This window comes from bacterium (genome assembly GCA_036524115.1).
GTDB lineage: Bacteria > JAUVQV01 > JAUVQV01 > JAUVQV01 > DATDCY01 > DATDCY01.
The window spans coordinates 1-15,713 of sequence record DATDCY010000132.1; the positions used below are offsets into that span (position 1 = coordinate 1).

At 67.8% G+C, this 15,713-nt stretch carries 29 protein-coding genes; 1 reads left to right on the top strand and 28 read right to left on the bottom strand.

The window, feature by feature from the left end; translation table 11 throughout:
* Nucleotides 1–11 precede the first annotated feature (11 nt).
* Complete coding sequence (locus VI078_06035) at nucleotides 12–788, bottom strand: IS5 family transposase (protein HEY5998849.1); 777 nt, start codon at nucleotides 786–788, stop codon at nucleotides 12–14.
* 286 nt (nucleotides 789–1,074) lie between these two features.
* Here VI078_06035 and VI078_06040 point away from each other — a divergent pair, with 286 nt between their 5' ends.
* Nucleotides 1,075–2,022 carry a DUF5677 domain-containing protein gene (locus tag VI078_06040; GenBank protein HEY5998850.1) on the top strand — a complete coding sequence of 316 codons (948 nt, stop codon included), beginning with the start codon at nucleotides 1,075–1,077 and terminating at the stop codon, nucleotides 2,020–2,022.
* Between the two features lie 219 nt (nucleotides 2,023–2,241).
* Here the strand turns inward: VI078_06040 and rplQ are convergent, their stop codons facing one another.
* From rplQ to rplD, 27 genes are all read right to left on the bottom strand, one after another.
* Nucleotides 2,242–2,781, bottom strand: a complete 540-nt coding sequence (rplQ, locus tag VI078_06045) for a 50S ribosomal protein L17 (GenBank protein ID HEY5998851.1) — start codon at nucleotides 2,779–2,781, stop codon at nucleotides 2,242–2,244.
* Nucleotides 2,782–2,817: 36 nt separating this feature from the next.
* On the bottom strand, nucleotides 2,818–3,816 hold the full coding sequence (locus VI078_06050) for a DNA-directed RNA polymerase subunit alpha (protein HEY5998852.1): 999 nt from the start codon (nucleotides 3,814–3,816) through the stop codon (nucleotides 2,818–2,820).
* 30 nt (nucleotides 3,817–3,846) lie between these two features.
* On the bottom strand, nucleotides 3,847–4,473 hold the full coding sequence (gene rpsD / locus VI078_06055) for a 30S ribosomal protein S4 (GenBank protein HEY5998853.1): 627 nt from the start codon (nucleotides 4,471–4,473) through the stop codon (nucleotides 3,847–3,849).
* A 60-nt stretch (nucleotides 4,474–4,533) separates the two neighbouring features.
* Nucleotides 4,534–4,932, bottom strand: coding sequence for a 30S ribosomal protein S11 (gene rpsK, locus VI078_06060; protein ID HEY5998854.1), 399 nt, complete (start codon nucleotides 4,930–4,932; stop codon nucleotides 4,534–4,536).
* 41 nt (nucleotides 4,933–4,973) lie between these two features.
* Complete coding sequence (rpsM, locus tag VI078_06065) at nucleotides 4,974–5,363, bottom strand: 30S ribosomal protein S13 (GenBank protein HEY5998855.1); 390 nt, start codon at nucleotides 5,361–5,363, stop codon at nucleotides 4,974–4,976.
* Nucleotides 5,364–5,393: 30 nt separating this feature from the next.
* Nucleotides 5,394–5,507, bottom strand: a complete 114-nt coding sequence (gene rpmJ / locus VI078_06070) for a 50S ribosomal protein L36 (protein ID HEY5998856.1) — start codon at nucleotides 5,505–5,507, stop codon at nucleotides 5,394–5,396.
* Between the two features lie 31 nt (nucleotides 5,508–5,538).
* On the bottom strand, nucleotides 5,539–5,757 hold the full coding sequence (gene infA / locus VI078_06075; GenBank protein HEY5998857.1) for a translation initiation factor IF-1: 219 nt from the start codon (nucleotides 5,755–5,757) through the stop codon (nucleotides 5,539–5,541).
* 15 nt (nucleotides 5,758–5,772) lie between these two features.
* Nucleotides 5,773–6,528 (bottom strand): type I methionyl aminopeptidase, encoded by a 756-nt coding sequence (map, locus tag VI078_06080; protein HEY5998858.1) that lies wholly within the window; start codon nucleotides 6,526–6,528, stop codon nucleotides 5,773–5,775.
* Nucleotides 6,529–7,815, bottom strand: a complete 1,287-nt coding sequence (secY, locus tag VI078_06085; protein HEY5998859.1) for a preprotein translocase subunit SecY — start codon at nucleotides 7,813–7,815, stop codon at nucleotides 6,529–6,531.
* A gap of 33 nt (nucleotides 7,816–7,848) precedes the next feature.
* On the bottom strand, nucleotides 7,849–8,334 hold the full coding sequence (gene rplO / locus VI078_06090; protein HEY5998860.1) for a 50S ribosomal protein L15: 486 nt from the start codon (nucleotides 8,332–8,334) through the stop codon (nucleotides 7,849–7,851).
* 39 nt (nucleotides 8,335–8,373) lie between these two features.
* On the bottom strand, nucleotides 8,374–8,898 hold the full coding sequence (gene rpsE, locus VI078_06095) for a 30S ribosomal protein S5 (protein HEY5998861.1): 525 nt from the start codon (nucleotides 8,896–8,898) through the stop codon (nucleotides 8,374–8,376).
* A gap of 18 nt (nucleotides 8,899–8,916) precedes the next feature.
* Entirely contained in the window at nucleotides 8,917–9,279 is a 363-nt protein-coding gene (gene rplR, locus VI078_06100; GenBank protein ID HEY5998862.1) for a 50S ribosomal protein L18, read from the bottom strand.
* A 24-nt stretch (nucleotides 9,280–9,303) separates the two neighbouring features.
* Nucleotides 9,304–9,840, bottom strand: coding sequence for a 50S ribosomal protein L6 (gene rplF / locus VI078_06105; GenBank protein ID HEY5998863.1), 537 nt, complete (start codon nucleotides 9,838–9,840; stop codon nucleotides 9,304–9,306).
* 28 nt (nucleotides 9,841–9,868) lie between these two features.
* Nucleotides 9,869–10,267 (bottom strand): 30S ribosomal protein S8, encoded by a 399-nt coding sequence (rpsH, locus tag VI078_06110; protein HEY5998864.1) that lies wholly within the window; start codon nucleotides 10,265–10,267, stop codon nucleotides 9,869–9,871.
* Nucleotides 10,268–10,291: 24 nt separating this feature from the next.
* Nucleotides 10,292–10,477 carry a type Z 30S ribosomal protein S14 gene (locus VI078_06115; GenBank protein ID HEY5998865.1) on the bottom strand — a complete coding sequence of 62 codons (186 nt, stop codon included), beginning with the start codon at nucleotides 10,475–10,477 and terminating at the stop codon, nucleotides 10,292–10,294.
* Nucleotides 10,478–10,516: 39 nt separating this feature from the next.
* Nucleotides 10,517–11,062, bottom strand: a complete 546-nt coding sequence (gene rplE / locus VI078_06120; protein HEY5998866.1) for a 50S ribosomal protein L5 — start codon at nucleotides 11,060–11,062, stop codon at nucleotides 10,517–10,519.
* A gap of 223 nt (nucleotides 11,063–11,285) precedes the next feature.
* A complete protein-coding gene (rplX, locus tag VI078_06125) occupies nucleotides 11,286–11,594 on the bottom strand; it encodes a 50S ribosomal protein L24 (GenBank protein HEY5998867.1) in 309 nt (102 codons plus the stop codon).
* A 36-nt stretch (nucleotides 11,595–11,630) separates the two neighbouring features.
* Nucleotides 11,631–11,999 carry a 50S ribosomal protein L14 gene (gene rplN / locus VI078_06130; protein ID HEY5998868.1) on the bottom strand — a complete coding sequence of 123 codons (369 nt, stop codon included), beginning with the start codon at nucleotides 11,997–11,999 and terminating at the stop codon, nucleotides 11,631–11,633.
* Nucleotides 12,000–12,029: 30 nt separating this feature from the next.
* Complete coding sequence (rpsQ, locus tag VI078_06135) at nucleotides 12,030–12,308, bottom strand: 30S ribosomal protein S17 (protein HEY5998869.1); 279 nt, start codon at nucleotides 12,306–12,308, stop codon at nucleotides 12,030–12,032.
* 4 nt (nucleotides 12,309–12,312) lie between these two features.
* Nucleotides 12,313–12,540 (bottom strand): 50S ribosomal protein L29, encoded by a 228-nt coding sequence (rpmC, locus tag VI078_06140; GenBank protein ID HEY5998870.1) that lies wholly within the window; start codon nucleotides 12,538–12,540, stop codon nucleotides 12,313–12,315.
* 2 nt (nucleotides 12,541–12,542) lie between these two features.
* Nucleotides 12,543–12,953 (bottom strand): 50S ribosomal protein L16, encoded by a 411-nt coding sequence (gene rplP, locus VI078_06145; GenBank protein ID HEY5998871.1) that lies wholly within the window; start codon nucleotides 12,951–12,953, stop codon nucleotides 12,543–12,545.
* Nucleotides 12,954–12,972: 19 nt separating this feature from the next.
* Nucleotides 12,973–13,635: a 30S ribosomal protein S3 gene (rpsC, locus tag VI078_06150; protein ID HEY5998872.1), complete on the bottom strand. Its 663-nt coding sequence runs from the start codon at nucleotides 13,633–13,635 to the stop codon at nucleotides 12,973–12,975.
* A 21-nt stretch (nucleotides 13,636–13,656) separates the two neighbouring features.
* Complete coding sequence (rplV, locus tag VI078_06155) at nucleotides 13,657–13,995, bottom strand: 50S ribosomal protein L22 (GenBank protein ID HEY5998873.1); 339 nt, start codon at nucleotides 13,993–13,995, stop codon at nucleotides 13,657–13,659.
* Nucleotides 13,996–14,029: 34 nt separating this feature from the next.
* A complete protein-coding gene (gene rpsS, locus VI078_06160) occupies nucleotides 14,030–14,341 on the bottom strand; it encodes a 30S ribosomal protein S19 (protein HEY5998874.1) in 312 nt (103 codons plus the stop codon).
* A 15-nt stretch (nucleotides 14,342–14,356) separates the two neighbouring features.
* The gene (rplB, locus tag VI078_06165; protein ID HEY5998875.1) at nucleotides 14,357–15,184 is read right to left on the bottom strand and encodes a 50S ribosomal protein L2; all 828 of its coding nucleotides are present in this window, start codon (nucleotides 15,182–15,184) and stop codon (nucleotides 14,357–14,359) included.
* Entirely contained in the window at nucleotides 15,184–15,486 is a 303-nt protein-coding gene (locus tag VI078_06170) for a 50S ribosomal protein L23 (GenBank protein HEY5998876.1), read from the bottom strand. The genes rplB and VI078_06170 overlap by 1 nt, the downstream gene beginning before the upstream one ends.
* Nucleotides 15,474–15,713 (bottom strand): 50S ribosomal protein L4 (gene rplD, locus VI078_06175; protein ID HEY5998877.1); only part of this gene is annotated, 240 nt, incomplete at its 5' end. The genes rplD and VI078_06170, both read right to left, overlap by 13 nt.

A 15,713-nucleotide genomic window follows, 5' to 3' on the forward strand; every position in this document is an offset into this window, starting at 1 on the left:
TAGAACCTATCTCAAAACTGTTTGAGCAAGATGCAGATTGAAGCGAGCTGGACGAAGCCGAGGAAGTTCTCGGTATAGTACTCCCAGCGGACGACGAGACGACGCTGCCAATGAAGCCAAGACCAGAAGCGCTCGACGAGCCAGCGACGTTTGTAGCGGCGAAGCACGCGGCCGTCCTGCGTCTTGAGCATCCTCCGGTTCTTGCGGTGAGGGGCGATCATCTCGACGCCTTCTTCCGCGAGCTCCGCATCCAGCTTGTCGCTGTCGTACGCCTTGTCGCCGATGAGCTTCTCGGGCTTGGCCTCGATCATGTAGAAGTCAAAGGTCAGCTGCACCAGCGTGACTTCGTGGTGATTGGCGGCGTGCGTCGTGACCGCAAGCGGAAGGCCGTTGCGATCAACGATTCCCATGATTTTCACGCCCTTTCCGCGCTTCGTCGGCCCGATGTTGTCCCCGCCACCCTTGGCCGGCGAGAACGTCGCATCGATGAAGCATTCAGATGGATCAAGGGCTCCGGACTCACGCAGCACGTTGGCCAGCTGGCACAGGGCATCACGCAGCACATCGTTGCGGCACCACTGCTGAAAGCGGCGATGCACTGTCTTGTAGTTCGGATAGCACTGCGGAAGCATGTGCCACTGAGCGCCCGTATTCAGGATCCAGAGCGCGCCCTCGAGCACCTGCCGAGCTGGAATGGGTTTGCGTCCAGGACGATCGTCCGGGTAGCTCTCTTCCGGAAAATGCTGACGGATGCGATCCCACTGTTCGTCCGTGAGTCGCAGTGCCATGCCTCATGATAGCGCCTGAAATGCCGAGGCCAAAGTGAAATCCGAATTTGAGATAGGTTCTATACATATGTCAACCTCACAGGCGCTGACTTCAGCGGCGCCAACCTCTACCTCGCTACGTTTGCATCCGGCACCCTGAGAACAGGCATTGTGTGGGGCAACACCACATGCCCCGACGGTACGAACAGCAGCACGAACGGCACCTCGCCGGAGTCCTGCATCGGTCACGGTATGTAAGCATATCCGCGGTTGTGGAACTCTAGTGTCGCCTCTGGAGGCAATGAAAGTGATCGAAGCGGAGTACAAGGCCCTAATCGATCGGGACAAGACACTGGTAGAATTCAATACGCACTTTCAGCAGCTCGGCGTCATGCTCCGGGACATGGTTAACTATGGCACCCAGCTTATTCCAAGATGCTTCGTAAGCAGCGGCAGGAAGCTCCCGGATGCTATCGCAATTGGGGTACTGCTTCGGCAGATCATTGCCATGCTGGACGGATTCGAAGTTCAGCTATCTTCTGGCTCACTCTATTCGTCAAGTCTCCAGGCACGGTCGATATTCGAGACGTCGCTGCTCGCCGAATGGCTCCTGTCGTCGGACACAGAAAAGAAAGCACACTACTACTATGTGGCAAATCTTCGACGAGACCGAATCTGGGCGCTGCGGACCGTGGATGGCACACCAGAGAGAGATTACTTCCTCACGGTCATGAAGGGCTTCGGCCTCAATCGCAACCTCGACAGTGAAGAGGCACGTTCTGAGGGCCGGAGGGCACTGGACGAGGTCAATGACATCCTGTCACTCCCAGAGTTCAAGTCGATCGATGCCGAGTTTGAGAAACAGAGAAGGCCCCCCAAGTTCATCGAGCCGTTCTGGTATAAGGCCTATGGCGTTCCGAGCATACGGTCTATCGCAGAGGGCGTTGGCAAGCTCCATGAATATGAGCACTACTACACCTTGCTATCACAGGCAACGCACGCCGGAAGCTACAAGAGCCACCTTTCGTTTGCAGACGGATCAATGAGATTCGAGCCGGTGCGGTCGTTCGAGAATCTCAACGAGTTGTGTTCCCTGACAGGGAGCGTCGTTATCAGAACATTCAAGCTCTACTTAGACGTGTACCGCGGCGGTGAGCCTGCCTTCGTCAAGAAGTATGCCCAGGATTGGCGACCTGTCTTCATGAACATTCCGAAAGTAACATACACAGATGCAGGGGGTGGGCCGAACATATAGAATCACTGGCCTGGTCAGGATTCGGCTGGCGGAGGGGTGGCGCGGAGCGGGGGACCCCCGACGGGCGGACCGAAGGGAGCACGACGGGGGTGCGCAGCGACAGGACCCCGGAGCCGCACGGTCACGACGGACTGAAAAAGAAACCGGGGGAGATCCGAATCGGACCTCCCCCGGCCACAATCGCAATCAGGACGCGCCTGCGCCCTGACCTTCGGACTGCTATGACCCGCTCGCCGGCGCCTTCCCGTGCCCGCGCTTCTGCGGTGTGTGCTTCGCCGCCGACGGGGCCTTGGCCTTGGCCGCCTTCTCCGACTTGGGCTTCTCGGCCTTGGCCTTCTCGCCCTTCGGCGCGGTCTTCTTCGCCCCGCCCTTCTTCGCCGGCTTCTCCGGCGCGGCGGCCTTCGGGCGGTCGACGAACTCGATGAGCGCCTTCGTCGCGTTGTCGCCCGGACGCTGCCCGAGCTTGAGGATGCGCGTGTAGCCGCCCGGGCGCGTCTCGCTCCAGAGCGCCACCTCGCTGAAGAGCTTCTTCACAACGTCGTTGCTCCGGATGGTCGCGGCGGCGCGCCGGCGTGCCGCCAGATCGCCGCGCTTGCCGAGCGTCACCATCCGGTCGGCGACGCGGCGCAGCTCCTTGGCCTTCTCGAGCGTCGTGGTGATGCGGCCCTTGTCGATGAGGGAAGTCACCAGGTTGCGCAGCAGGGCGTCGCGGTGACTCGACGTGCGCCCGAGCGGTCGCTTCTCTTTGCGGTGTCGCATGGTCTGTTCAGCTCCTTCGCGAGGTGGCCGGGACCGCTACTCGGCGTCCCCTTCGTCCTTGTCGCCGCGGGGCTCGAGGTCCTCGGGCTTCATGCCAAGGCGCAGCCCCATCTGGGCGAGGACGTCCTTGATCTCGTTGAGGGACTTGCGGCCGAAGTTCTTGGTCTTGAGCATCTCGTTCTCGCTCTTGAGCACGAGGTCCCGGATGGTCTTGAGCTCGACGTTCTTCAGGCAGTTGGCCGCGCGCACCGACAGCTCCAGCTCGTTGACGCTGCGGTCGAGGTTGCGCAGCGCCTCGGCGCTGATGCTCTCGCCGATGCGGGTCTCGGCGATCGACTCCTCCTCGTCGCCGACGAAGATCGCGAGGTGGTCGCGCAGGATGCGGCCCGCGTGCGCGAGCGCCTCCTCCGGGCCGACGCCGCCGCTCGTCCAGACCTCGATGACCAGCCGGTCGTAGTCCGTGGCCTGCCCGACGCGGGCGTTCTCGACGCGGTAGTTCACGCGCTCGATCGGCGAGAAGAAGGCGTCGACCACGATCAGGCCGAGCGGCTGCCCCTCCTCCTTGTTGCGCTCGGCCGTCGAGAAGCCGCGGCCGGGCTTGACCGTCATCTCGACCTGGAGCTTGCCGTCGGCGTTCAGCGTCGCCAGGTGCAGATCCGGGTTGAGCACGTCGACGTGCGGGTCGGTCTGGATGTCGCCGGCCTTGACCTCGCCCGGGCCTTCCGCCTCGATGCGGATCGTGCGCGGCTCGACGCCGTGCAGCCGCACGCGCAGCTGCTTGATGTTGAGGACGAACTCGGCGATGTCCTCCTTCATCCCCGGGAGCGTCGCGAACTCGTGCGTCACGCCCTCGATGCGCAGCGCGGTCACGGCGGCCCCCTCGATCGAGGAGAGCAGCACGCGCCGGAGGCTGTTGCCGATGGTCGTGCCGAACCCGCGCTCGAAGGGCTCGGCGGTGAACTTGCCGTACGTGGCGGTCAGGGTCTCGGAATCGACCTCGAGCCGCTTGGGCTTCTGGAACACGCCTTTTTCCATCTCGTGTGGCTCCTTGCCGGGGTGCGCCGCTTACTTGGAGTAGAGCTCGACGATGAGCTGCTCCTTCACGGGCAGCTGGACTTCGTCGCGGCTCGGCAGGCCGATGACGCGGCCGACGAGCTTCTCGCGGTCGAACTCGATCCAGGAGGGCAGGCCGCGGTGCTGCGCGACCTCCACCGACTCCTTCATCGCGGTGAGCCGCTTGTGGTTCGCCACCGGCTCGACGCGGTCGTCCTTGCGCACGAGGTACGAGGGGATGTTCACGGACTTGCCGTTGACCAGCAGCGTCCCGTGCAGCACGAGCTGGCGCGCCTCGCGCCGCGACGGCGCGTAGCCGCAGCGGTAGGCCACGTTGTCGAGCCGCCGCTCCAGCGACTGGATGAGCACCTCGCCGGTGATCCCGCGGGCGGCCGCGGCCTTGATGAAGTAGTTGCGGAACTGCGTCTCCTGCAGCCCGTACATGTGCTTGACCTTCTGCTTCTCGCGCAGGCGCAGGCCGTAGTCCGAGACCTTGCGCTGGCGCTGGCCGTGCTGGCCGGGCGCGTAGCCGCGGCGCTCGATCGCGCACTTGGTGCCGTAGCAGCGCTCGCCCTTCAGGAACAGCTTCATGCCCTCGCGGCGGCACAGCCGGCAGACCGCACCCCGATACCTCGCCATCTTCTCGCCTCCTCCCTCAGTCCCGATCCCGCTTCGCTCCCGCCCCGTGCCCGGCGTGCATCAGACGCGCCGGCGCTTCGGGGGACGGCAGCCGTTGTGCGGGATGGGGGTGACGTCCTTGATGATGCTGATCTGCAGGCCCGCCGCCTGGAGCGAGCGGATGGCCGCCTCGCGGCCCGAGCCGGGGCCCTTGACGTAGACCTCGACGCGGCGCACGCCGTGCTCCTTGGCCTTGCGGGCGGTGTCCTCGCCGGCAACCTGGGCCGCGAACGGCGTGCCCTTGCGCGAGCCCTTGAACCCCATCGAGCCCGCGCTCGACCAGGAGACGACCCGGCCCTCGAGGTCCGTGATCGTGATGATCGTGTTGTTGAACGTCGACTGGACGTGGGCCACCCCCGTCGGGACGTTCTTCTTCTCCTTCTTCTTGCGCGTGCTCTTGCGGACCCTTTCCTTCGACATCGTCGCCTCTCTCTCGCTCTCTTCTCAGGCCGCCCCGCGCCCTAGGCCTTGGCCGGCGCGGCGGTCTTCTTGGGCCGGATGATCGCCCGCTTCTTCCCGCGGCGGGTCCGGGCGTTCGTGTGCGTGCGCTGCCCGCGCACCGGGAGGTTGCGCCGGTGGCGCAGCCCGCGGTAGCTGCCGATGTCCATCAGCCGCTTGATGTTGAGGGAGACTTCCTTGCGCAGCTCGCCCTCGACCCGGTGGTTCTGGTCGATGACGAGGCGGACGCGGCTGACCTGGTCCTCGGTGAGGTCCTTCACCCGGATGTCAGGGTTGACGTTCGCCGTCGCCAGGATGCGGTTGGCGGTCGCCCGCCCGATCCCGAAGATGTACGTCAGCGCGATCTCCACGCGCTTCTCCCGAGGCAGATCCACTCCCGCGATACGAGCCACCGTCCCTGTCCTCCTTGCCGCCGCCGCGCCCTAGCCCTGGCGCTGCTTGTGCTTGGGGTTGTCGCAGATCACCCGCACCGTGCCCTTGCGGCGGACGACCTTGCACTTGTCGCAAATCTTCTTCACCGACGACCGGACCTTCATGACCCTCGCCTCCTTCGCGGCGTCTAGTACGCTACTTGTACCGGAACACGATCCGGCCGCGGTTCAGATCGTACGGCGAGAGCTCCAGCTTGACCTTGTCGCCGGGGAGGATGCGGATGTAGTGCATCCGCATCTTCCCGGAGATGTAGGCCAGGATCCGGTGCCCCCCCTCGAGCTCCACCCGGAACATCGCGTTCGGGAGCGGCTCGACGATGGTCCCCTCGACCTCGATCGGCTCTTCCTTGCCCATGCCCTTACCTCTCTCCTACGCCCGTGCGGGAAGGGTCAGCACGTCCGGCCCCTCCTCGCGGATGGCGACCGTGTGCTCAAAGTGCGCCGACAGCCGCCGGTCGGCCGTGACCACCGTCCAGCCGTCGGCGAGCACCTCGACCCCCGCGCCTCCGGCATTGATCATCGGCTCGATGGCCAGCACCATTCCCGCCTGCAGCCGCGGACCGCTCCCCGGCCTGCCGTAGTTCGGCACCTGCGGGTCCTCGTGCATCGCCCGCCCGATGCCGTGCCCGACGTAGTCGCGCACGACGCCGTAGCCCGCCTCCTCGGCGCAGCTCTGGATCGCCCAGGAGATGTCGTGGAGGCGGTTGCCCGGCCGCGCCTGTTCCAGGCCGCGCGCCAGCGCCTCCTCGGTGACCCGCAGCAGCCGCTCGGCCTCCGGCGCGATGCGCCCCACGGGAAGCGTCACGGCCGCGTCGCCGAAGTAGCCCTCGAACTCCGCGCCGACGTCGATGCTCAGGATGTCCCCCTCCGCGAGGCGGCGCTCCGACGGGATGCCGTGCACCACGACCTCGTTCGGCGAGGCGCAGATGCTGGCCGGATAGCCGCGGTAGCCCTTGAAGGCCGGCCGCATCCCGCGGGCGCGCAGCGTGCTCTCGGCGTAGCGGTCGAGTTCGCGCGTGGTGACGCCCGGGCGCACCAGCTCGCGCAGGCCCGCCAGGGTCTGCGCCACCGCCAGCCCCGCCTCGCGCATGCGCTCGATCTCCTCCGCCGTCTTGATCTGGATCATCTACTTCTTCAGGAAGCCCTTGTAGTGGCGGGTGAGCAGGTGCGACTCGATCTGCGTCACCGTGTCGCGCGCCGTCACGACCGCGATCATCAGCGAGGTTCCGCCGAAGTAGTACGGCACGTTCATCTTCGAGATCAGGATGTCCGGCAGCACGCAGATGGCCGCGACGTAGACCGCGCCGCCGAGGGTGATGCGCGTGACCACCCGGTCGATGTACTCCGCCGTCTTCTTGCCGGGGCGCACCCCGGGGATGAAGCCGCCGTACTTCTTGAGGTTCTCCGCGAGGTCCTCGGGGTTGAAGACGACCGCCGTGTAGAAGTAGCAGAAGAAGAGGATGAAGAAGACGAACAGCGTCTCGTAGAGGACGGTCCCCGGCGAGAGGTACTCCGAGATCCGCTTGAGGAAGTCGACGTTCGCGAACTGGAGGATCGTCGCCGGGAACATGATGATCGCCGAGGCGAAGATCGGCGGGATGACCCCCGAGGTGTTGATCTTGAGCGGGATGTACGTGCTCTGCCCGCCGACCATCTTGCGCCCGACCACGCGCCGCGCGTACTGGACCGGGATCTTGCGCTGGCCGCTCTCGGCGAAGACGATGAAGGCGACGACCGCGACCATGAGCACGATCAGCGCCAGGACCAGCACGAGCGAGATGTTGCCCGACTTGTAGAGCGTGAAGGTGTTGACGATGGCCGCCGGCATGCGCACGACGATCCCGGCGAAGATGATGAGCGAAATGCCGTTGCCGATGCCGCGCTCGGTGATCTGCTCGCCGAGCCACATGATGAAGGCCGTGCCCGAGGTCAGCGTGAGGATCGTCAGCAGCCGGAAGGCCAGGCCCGGGTGCGGCACGATGGCGGCGCCGTCGGGCGCCTGCATGCTCTCGAGGCCGATCGAGATGCCCAGCGCCTGGATGATGCCGATGACGATGGTCCCGTAGCGGGTGTACTGGGTCAGCTTCTTGCGGCCGGCCTCCCCCTCCTTGGCCAGGCGGGCCAGGTGCGGGATGACGACCTTGAGCAGCTCGAGGATGATGGCCGCGTCGATGTAGGGCATGATCCCGAGGGCGAAGATCGTCAGCCGGCGCAGGGCGCCGCCCGAGAACATGTCGAAGAAGCCCAGGAGGGTCCCCTTCGAGGCCTCGAAGAACGCCTCGAGCGCCGCGAGGTCGATCCCCGGCGTCGGGATGTGGGCGCCGATCCGGTAGACCACGAGCAGGCCGAAGGTGAAGAGAATCCTCCGGCGCAGCTCGGGAATGGCGAAGATGCTCTGGATGATCTGGATCATCGGTGTCCGGCTCCCCCTTGTCTCCCGGGAACGCTAGGCGATGAGCTCGACCGAGCCGCCGGCGGCCTCGATCTTCTTGCGCGCCGCCGCGCTCACGGCGTGGGCGCGCACCTTGAGCGCCGCCGACAGCTCGCCGTCGGCGAGCACCTTCACCGGCGCGTCCCCGCGCCGCACCAGCCGCTTGGCCCGCAGCGCCGCCGGGTCGACCTCGGCGCCGCCCTCGAAGCCCGCGAGCTGGCCGATGTTCACGACCTCGTAGGCCGTGCGGAACGGGTTGTGGAAGCCGCGCTTGGGCAGGCGCCGCTGCAGCGGCATCTGGCCGCCCTCGAAGCCGGGGCGGATGCTGCCGCCCGAGCGCGCGGTCTGCCCCTTGCCGCCGCGGCAGCTGGTCTTGCCGTGGCCGGAGCCCACGCCGCGGCCCACGCGCTTGCAGCGCTTCTTCGCGCCGGGGGCCGGGGCCAGCCGGTGCGCGGCCAGCTCGCCGGCGGGGCCGGCCGGTGTCTTCGTCGACTCGCTCATGCTCTTGACTCCTTCCCCTCGCGTCCTCTCGCGCCGCCGCTAGCGGGCGAGGATCTCCTCGGGCTGCTTGCCGCGCGAGCGCGCGACGTCCTCGGGGCTGCGGATCGCGCGCAGGCCGTCGAAGGTGGCCCGCAGCACGTTGTGCGCGTTGCCGGTCCCGAGGGACTTGGTCAGGACGTCCGAGACGCCCATCGTCTCCATGACGGCGCGCACCGCGCCGCCGGCGATGACGCCGGTGCCCTGCGACGCGGGCTTGAGGATGACGTGGCCGGCCCCGTAGTGCCCGGTCACCGGGTGGGGAATCGTCGTCTGGGCGAGCGGCACGGAGATGAAGCCCTTCTTCGCCTTCTCGACGCCCTTCTTGATCGCCGCCGGCACCTCGTTGGCCTTGCCCATCCCCCAGCCGACCTTGCCCTTGCCGTCGCCGACGACCACCAGCGCGCTGAAGGAGAAGCGCCGGCCGCCCTTGACGACCTTGGCCACCCGGTTGATGGCGACCACCTTCTCCAGGAACTCGGACTCCTCGCCCCCGGCCTGCTTCCGATCAAACGACTCTCTGGCCATCCAAGCCTCCTCGCCGCCCTAGAACTTCAGGCCCTTTTCCCGCGCGGCGTCCGCCAGGGCCTTGACGCGCCCGTGGTAGATGAAGCCGCAGCGGTCAAAGACCACCTGCGCAATCGACTGCTCTCCGGCCTTCTGCGCGATGAGGGCGCCGACCGCCTTCGCGCCGGCCAGACCGGCCCCCTTGAGGCCCTGCTCCTTGAACTCCTTCGAGAGCGAGGAGGCGCTCGCGAGCACCTTCCCGGTCGTGTCGTCCACGATCTGCACGTAGATGTGGCGGTCGCTGCGGAAGATGCACATCCGGGGCCGCTCCGGCCCCCCGCTCACCCGCCTGCGGATCCGCGCGTGGCGCTTCTGGCGCGCCGCCTCGCTGGTCTTCTTCACGTCGCCTCTCCCTGTCGCGGCGCCCTAGGCGCCCGTCTTGCCGACCTTGCGGCGGATCCGCTCGTCGAGGTACTTGATCCCCTTGCCCTTGTAGGGCTCGGGGGGCCGGATGCCGCGGACCTCGGCGGCCACCGTGCCGACGAGACGCCGATCGATGCCCTTGATGACCACCTGGTTCTTGCCGGAGGCGTCGACCTCGATCCCCTTGGGGACCGCGTAGTTCACCGGGTTCGAGTAGCCGACGTTGAGCGTCAGCACGGCGCCCTGCGCCTGCGCGCGGTAGCCGACGCCGACGATCTCGAGCGTCTGCTGGAACCCGCTCGTGACCCCCGTGACCATGTTCGCCGCCAGCGCGCGCACGAGCCCGTGCGCCGCGTCGTCGCCCTTCTCGTCGCGCACCTTGTGGCAGGTGAGCACGCCGTCCTTGACCTCGACCTTGACCGCGGGGTGCACGCGCTCGCGCAGGGTGCCCTTGGGGCCCTTGACCTCGAGCGTGTCGCCCGCGACCTTCACGTCCACCCCCTTCGGGAGGGTGATGATCTTCTTGCCGATTCTCGACATCGCGTTCGCCTCTCTCGTGCCTCGTCCGCTACCAGACGTAGCAGACGACCTCGCCGCCCACGCCAGCGGCCCGGGCCTGGCGGTCGGTCATCACGCCGCGCGGGGTGGAGAGGATCGCCACCCCGACGCCGCCCTGCACGCGCGGGATCTCCTCGACGCCCACGTAGACCCGCCGGCTCGGGCGGCTGACACGCTCGAGGCGGGTGATCACCCGCTTCTCGCGGTCGCCGTACTTCATCGAGATCTTCAGGACGCTGCGCCCCTGGTCGCGCAGGATCCGGTAGTCCTTGAGGTAGCCCTCGTCCTTGAGGATCCGCACGATCTGCTCCTTGAACTTGGAGTGCGGCACCTCGAGCTTCTCGAAGGCCTTCTGGTTCGCGTTGCGGATCCGCGTCAGCAGGTCCGCGATCGGGTCGGTCATCGGCATCGGCTGTCCTCCTCGCGCCCGCGCCTACCAGCTCGCCTTGACGACCCCGGGGATCTCACCCTTGAGGGCCAGGGAACGGAAGCAGATGCGGCACATCTGGAACTTCCGCAGAAACGCCCGCGGCCGCCCGCAGAGGGGGCAGCGGTTGTACTTGCGCGCCGAGAACTTGGGCTTCCGGCGCGCCTTGTTCATGAGGGAGGTCTTCGCCACGTTCGTCCGCTCCTTTTCGCTCGCCTGAAAGCCGCCGTCCTAGTCCCGGAAGGGGAAGCCGAGCCCCTTGAGCAGGGCCCGCCCCTCGTCGTCGGTCGCGGCGGTCGTGGCGACCGAGATGCTCATGCCCTTGACCCGGACGATCTTGTCGTAGTCGATCTCCGGGAAGATGATCTGCTCATCGAGGCCGAGGTTGAAGTTGCCGCGGCCGTCGAAGCCCTTCGAGGAGACGCCGCGGAAGTCGCGCACCCGCGGCAGCGTCAGGCTCACGAGGCGGTCGAAGAACTCGTACATCCGCGCGCCGCGCAGGGTGACCTTGCAGCCGATGGGCATCCCCTCGCGCAGCTTGAAGGCCGCGATCGAGCGGCGGGCCCGCGTCACCACGGGGCGCTGCCCGGAGACCGCCTGCAGCTCCTCGACGTAGGACTCCATGACCTTCGCCTCGCCGGCCGCATCCCCGGCGCCGCGGTTGAGGACCACCTTCACCAGCTTCGGCACCTGCATGACGTTGGTGTAGCCGAACTGCTTCATCAGCGCCGGCATCACCTCGGCCTTGTACTTCTCGTAGAGCCGCGCCGGCGCCACGGGCGCCTTCGGGGCCTTGGCGGCCGCGCCCTCGGCGGGCTTCGCGGCCTTGGCGCCCTTCTCGGCGCCCTTGCCGCCCTTGGCCGCCGGCTTGGCGTCGCCCTTGCCGGCGCCCGCGTCCTTCTTCTTCCCGGTCTCTTTTTCCTTCGCCATGGTCTGGGTTTCTCCGCCCCTTTGTGAGCCTGTCAGCGTCGCGGAGGCGCTCCCTGGAATCGCCCCGTGCCTAGAAGATGTCGCCGCAGCGCGCGCAGGCCCGGCTCTTCTCGCCGCCGACCCCGGTCAGGGCGCGCACGCGCACGGGCTTGCCGCACTTCTTGCAGTACGGCTGCACGTTCGAGAGGTGGATCGGCCCCTCCTTCTCGATGATGCCGCCCTGGCGGTGCTTCTGCGAGGGCTTCGTGTGCCGCTTGATGAAGTTCACCTTCTCGACGATGACGCGCCCCTCCGCCGGCAGAACCTTGAGCACGCGCCCGCGCTTGCCCTTCTCCTTGCCGGCGATGACCGCCACCGTGTCGTTGATCTTGATCGCCATGTCCGTCGTGCCCCCGCTGTCCCGCGCGCCGCCGCCCTAGAGGACTTCCGGCGCGAGGGAGATGATCTTCATGTAGCCGCGGCTGCGCAGCTCGCGGGCCACCGGCCCGAAGATGCGGCTGCCGAGGGGCTCGCCCTGCGCGTTGATCACGACCGCCGCGTTGCGGTCGAAGCGGATGTAGGAGCCGTCCGGCCGCGCGTGGTTGCCGACGACGCGCACCACCACCGCCTTGAGCACCGAGCCCTTCTTGATCGCGCCGCCCGGGAGCGACTCCTTGACCGAGACGACGATCGTGTCGCCGAGCTCGGCGTAGCGCCGCTTGGAGCCCCCGAGGACCTTGATGCACTGCACCTTGCGGGCGCCGGAGTTGTCGGCCACCTCGAGCATGGTCTGCACCTGAATCATCGCTGCTTGCCTCCCCCGCCCCGACGCGCGCTACTTCGTCTTCTCGATGACCTGGTGGAGGCGCCAGTTCTTGCGCTTGCTCAGCGGGCGCGTCTCGATGATCCGCACCTTGTCCCCCACCTGGAGCTGATTCTTCTCGTCGTGGACGAGGTACTTCGCCGAGCGCAGCACGTAGCGCTTGAACTTCGGGTGCTGCTGCCGCCGTTCCACCTTGACCACCGCCGTCTTGTCCATCTCGGTGCCGACGACGAGCCCGACGCGCGTCTTGCGCCGGCCCCGCTCCGCGGCCGTCTTCGCCTTCTCTTCCACGCCCCTACCCCGCCTTTCCCGCCGGCTTCGCCGCGGCTGCGGCCTGCTCGTGCTGCACGGTGAGCACCCGCGCCAGCTCGCGGCGCAGCGTGCGCATGCGCACCGGGTTCTCGAGCTGCCCGGTGGCGTGCTGGAAGCGCAGCTTGAAGAGTTCCTCGCGGATCTCGCCGGCCCGCTTGTCGAGCTCGGCGCCCGCCATCTCCCTGATCGTGCCCGCCTTGACCGTCTTCACGACTACTTCCTCCGTGCCACGATGCGGGTCGGGAACCCGAACTTGTGCCGCGCCAGGCGCAGGGCCTCCGTGGCCGTCGCGGCGTCCACGCCGTCGACCTCGTAGAGGATGCGCCCGGGCTTGATCACGCAGACCCAGCCGTCCGGCGCCCCCTTGCCCTTGCCCATGCGGGTCTCGGCCGGCTTGTGCGTCACCGGCTTGTCGGGGAAGACCCGGATCCAGACCTTGCCGCCGCGCTTGATGAAGCGGGTGATCGCCACGCGGCCGGCCTCGATCTGACGGTTCGTCATCCAGGCCGCGCCCGTGGACTGCAGGCCCCAGGCGCCGAACGCGACCTCGGCCCCGCGCGTCGCCTGGCCGGCGCGGCGCCCCTTCATCATCTTGCGGTACTTGACCCTCTTTGGGCTGAGCATGGCGTCCCCGTCCTTTTCCCTACGCCTTGGCGGCCGCGGCGCGCGCCTCGGCCCCGAGGAGGTCCTTCATCCCCCGGAAGACCCAGACCTTCACGCCGATGACCCCGTACGTCGTCTTGGCCTCGGCCAGGCCGTACTCGATGTCGGCCCGCAGCGTGTGCAGTGGCACCCGCCCTTCGCGGTACCACTCGCTGCGCGCGATCTCGTGCCCGGCGAGACGGCCCGCGGCCATGACCTTGATCCCCTCGGCGCCGAAGCGCATGGCCGAGAGGACCGAGCGCTTCATCGCGCGGCGGAACGAGACGCGCCGCTCGAGCTGCAGCGCGATGTTCTCGGCCACGAGTTGCGCGTCGATCTCCGGCTTGCGCACCTCGAGGATGTTGATGAAGACCTCCTTGCCGGTCAGGTCCTGGAGGCTCTTCATGAGCTTGTCGATCTCGGCGCCCTTCTTGCCGATGATGATCCCCGGGCGCGCGGTGTGGATGTTGATGCGCAGGCGCTTGGCGGCGCGCTCGATGTCCACGCGGGAGACGCCGGCGTGGGACAGCGTCTTCTTGATGAACGCGCGCACGCGGATGTCCTCGTGGAGCTGGTCCGCGTAGCCCTTGCCGGCGAACCAGCGCGAGCTCCAGGTGTTGACGATGCCGAGCCGCAGCCCGACGGGATTGACTTTCTGACCCACTGCCTGCTCCCCCCTCTCCCGCTAGATGCCGTCGCGCAGGACGACCGTGACGTGGCTCGTCCGCTTCCAGATCTTCGCCGCCCGCCCCTGCGCGCGCGGGCGGAACCGCTTGATCATCGGACCGCCGTCCACGAGCACCGCGGCGACGCGGAACTCCTCGGCGTGGTCGGCCTTGAGGTTGTGCTCGGCGTTGGCCACGGCCGACTTGAGCACCTTGCGCACGACCCGGGCCGCGGCCTTGGGCGTGTAGTCCAGCGTCGCCAGCGCCTCGGCGACGCGCTTGCCGCGGATCGTGTCCGCGACGAGGCGCACCTTCTGCGGCGACATCCTGATGTAGCGCGCGATTGCCTTCGTTTCCATCGCTCCTCGTCCCCCTCCGGCGGGCGAATGCCGCCTACTTGCCCGCGGCGGGCGGCGCCGCCGGCGCGGGCGCGGCCGCCTTCTCGGCCTTCGTCCCGTGGCCGCGGAAGGTCCGCGTCGGGGAGAACTCGCCGAGCCGGTGCCCGACCATGTTCTCGGTCAGGTAGACCGGGATGAACTTCTTCCCGTTGTGCACCGCGACGGTGTGGCCGACGAACTCGGGCGCGATCACCGAGCGGCGCGACCAGGTCTTGACGACCTTCTTCTCGCCGGCGCGGTTGAGCGCCTCGATCTTGTCCAGCAGGTGCTGGTCGATGAACGGTCCCTTGCGCGACGAACGACCCATGGCTCCTCCGCTCCCCTACTTCGCGTTCCGGCGCTTGACGATGAACTTGTCGGACGGCTTGCGGCCGCGGGTCTTGGCGCCCTTGGTCGGCTTGCCCCAGGGGGTCACCGGGTGGCGCCCGCCGGAGGTCTTGCCCTCGCCGCCGCCGTGCGGGTGGTCGACGGGGTTCATCGCCACGCCGCGCACGTGCGGCCGGCGCCCGCGCCAGCGCGTGCGCCCGGCCTTGCCGAGGAAGACGTTCTCCTGCTCGAGGTTCCCGACCTGCCCGATCGTGGCGCGGCAGACCACCGGGACCATCCGCACCTCGCCCGAGGGCAGCTTGACCTGCGCGTAGTCGCCCTCGCGCGCCACCAGCTGCGCCAGCGTCCCGGCGCTGCGCACGAGCCGCCCGCCCTGGCCGGGCCGCAGCTCGATGTTGTGGATCACCGTGCCGAGCGGGATGTTCTTCAGCGGCAGCGTGTTGCCGACCTTGATGTCCGAGCCGCTGCCCGCGACGATCGTGTCGCCGACGGCGAGCTTGTCCGGCGCCAGCACGTAGGCCTTCGCGCCGTCGCGGTAGCTCACGAGCGCGATGCGCGCCGTGCGGTTCGGGTCGTACTCGAGGGTCACGACCTTGCCCGGCACGCCGGCCTTGTCGCGGTTGAAGTCGATGACCCGGTACTTGCGCCGGTGCCCGCCGCCGCGGTGGTAGGCGGTGACCTTGCCGCGGCTGTTGCGGCCGCCGCTCTTCTTGAGCTTCTCCGTCAGGGCGCGGTGCGGCCGGGCGGCGGTGAGCTCCTCGTTGCCGAGGTCCGTCCGGAACCGGATGCCCGGGGAGGTCGGGCGGTACTTCTTGATGGCCATTATGACACCCCTTCGATGATCTCGATCTTCTCGCCGGGCTTGAGCGTGACGATCGCCTTCTTCCAGTCGGAGCGCCGGCCGACGTTCTTCCCGAGGCGCTTCTCCTTGCCGGCCACGTTCACGACGTTGACCGCCGCGACCTTGGCCTTGAAGACCTTCTCGACCGCGGCCTTGATGTCGCTCTTGGTCGCGTCGCGGTCCACCCGGAAGGCGACCTGGTTGTGCCGCTCCTTCAGGTCGTGGCACTTCTCCGTGAGCAGCGGCACGCGGATGATGTCGTGCGGGTCCTTCACTTTGCCCATAGCTCCTCCATCGCGGCGAGGGCCGCGCGCGTCAGCACCAGGTGGCGGTAGCCCACGAGGTCGTTGAGGGCGAAGCCGCCGGGGCGCGCCACCTTGACGTCGGGGAGGTTGCGGCCGGCCCGCAGCAGCGTGTCGCCGGCGGCCGCGTGCACGAGCAGCGCCCCGCCGTCGCGCCAGCCGGTGGTGCCGAGCCAGAGCGCGAGCGCCTTGGTCTTGCCGTTGGTCTC

Excerpts from the sequence above, each read along its gene's own strand:
- rplX (HEY5998867.1), bottom strand. The coding sequence starts at position 11,594 with ATGGCGATCAAGATCAACGACACGGTGGCGGTCATCGCCGGCAAGGAG.
- rplB (HEY5998875.1), bottom strand. The coding sequence starts at position 15,184 with ATGGCCATCAAGAAGTACCGCCCGACCTCCCCGGGCATCCGGTTCCGG.
- rpsK (HEY5998854.1), bottom strand. The coding sequence starts at position 4,932 with ATGTCGAAGGAAAGGGTCCGCAAGAGCACGCGCAAGAAGAAGGAGAAG.
- rpmJ (HEY5998856.1), bottom strand. The coding sequence starts at position 5,507 with ATGAAGGTCCGGTCGTCGGTGAAGAAGATTTGCGACAAGTGCAAGGTC.
- VI078_06170 (HEY5998876.1), bottom strand. The coding sequence starts at position 15,486 with ATGGGCAAAGTGAAGGACCCGCACGACATCATCCGCGTGCCGCTGCTC.
- rplV (HEY5998873.1), bottom strand. The coding sequence starts at position 13,995 with ATGGAAACGAAGGCAATCGCGCGCTACATCAGGATGTCGCCGCAGAAG.
- secY (HEY5998859.1), bottom strand. The coding sequence starts at position 7,815 with ATGATCCAGATCATCCAGAGCATCTTCGCCATTCCCGAGCTGCGCCGG.
- rpsE (HEY5998861.1), bottom strand. The coding sequence starts at position 8,898 with ATGGCCAGAGAGTCGTTTGATCGGAAGCAGGCCGGGGGCGAGGAGTCC.
- rplO (HEY5998860.1), bottom strand. The coding sequence starts at position 8,334 with ATGAGCGAGTCGACGAAGACACCGGCCGGCCCCGCCGGCGAGCTGGCC.
- rplP (HEY5998871.1), bottom strand. The coding sequence starts at position 12,953 with ATGCTCAGCCCAAAGAGGGTCAAGTACCGCAAGATGATGAAGGGGCGC.
- rplN (HEY5998868.1), bottom strand. The coding sequence starts at position 11,999 with ATGATTCAGGTGCAGACCATGCTCGAGGTGGCCGACAACTCCGGCGCC.
- rplF (HEY5998863.1), bottom strand. The coding sequence starts at position 9,840 with ATGTCGAGAATCGGCAAGAAGATCATCACCCTCCCGAAGGGGGTGGAC.
- rplQ (HEY5998851.1), bottom strand. The coding sequence starts at position 2,781 with ATGCGACACCGCAAAGAGAAGCGACCGCTCGGGCGCACGTCGAGTCAC.
- rpsS (HEY5998874.1), bottom strand. The coding sequence starts at position 14,341 with ATGGGTCGTTCGTCGCGCAAGGGACCGTTCATCGACCAGCACCTGCTG.
- infA (HEY5998857.1), bottom strand. The coding sequence starts at position 5,757 with ATGGGCAAGGAAGAGCCGATCGAGGTCGAGGGGACCATCGTCGAGCCG.
- map (HEY5998858.1), bottom strand. The coding sequence starts at position 6,528 with ATGATCCAGATCAAGACGGCGGAGGAGATCGAGCGCATGCGCGAGGCG.
- VI078_06050 (HEY5998852.1), bottom strand. The coding sequence starts at position 3,816 with ATGGAAAAAGGCGTGTTCCAGAAGCCCAAGCGGCTCGAGGTCGATTCC.
- VI078_06035 (HEY5998849.1), bottom strand. The coding sequence starts at position 788 with ATGGCACTGCGACTCACGGACGAACAGTGGGATCGCATCCGTCAGCAT.
- rpsH (HEY5998864.1), bottom strand. The coding sequence starts at position 10,267 with ATGCCGATGACCGACCCGATCGCGGACCTGCTGACGCGGATCCGCAAC.
- rpsD (HEY5998853.1), bottom strand. The coding sequence starts at position 4,473 with ATGGCGAGGTATCGGGGTGCGGTCTGCCGGCTGTGCCGCCGCGAGGGC.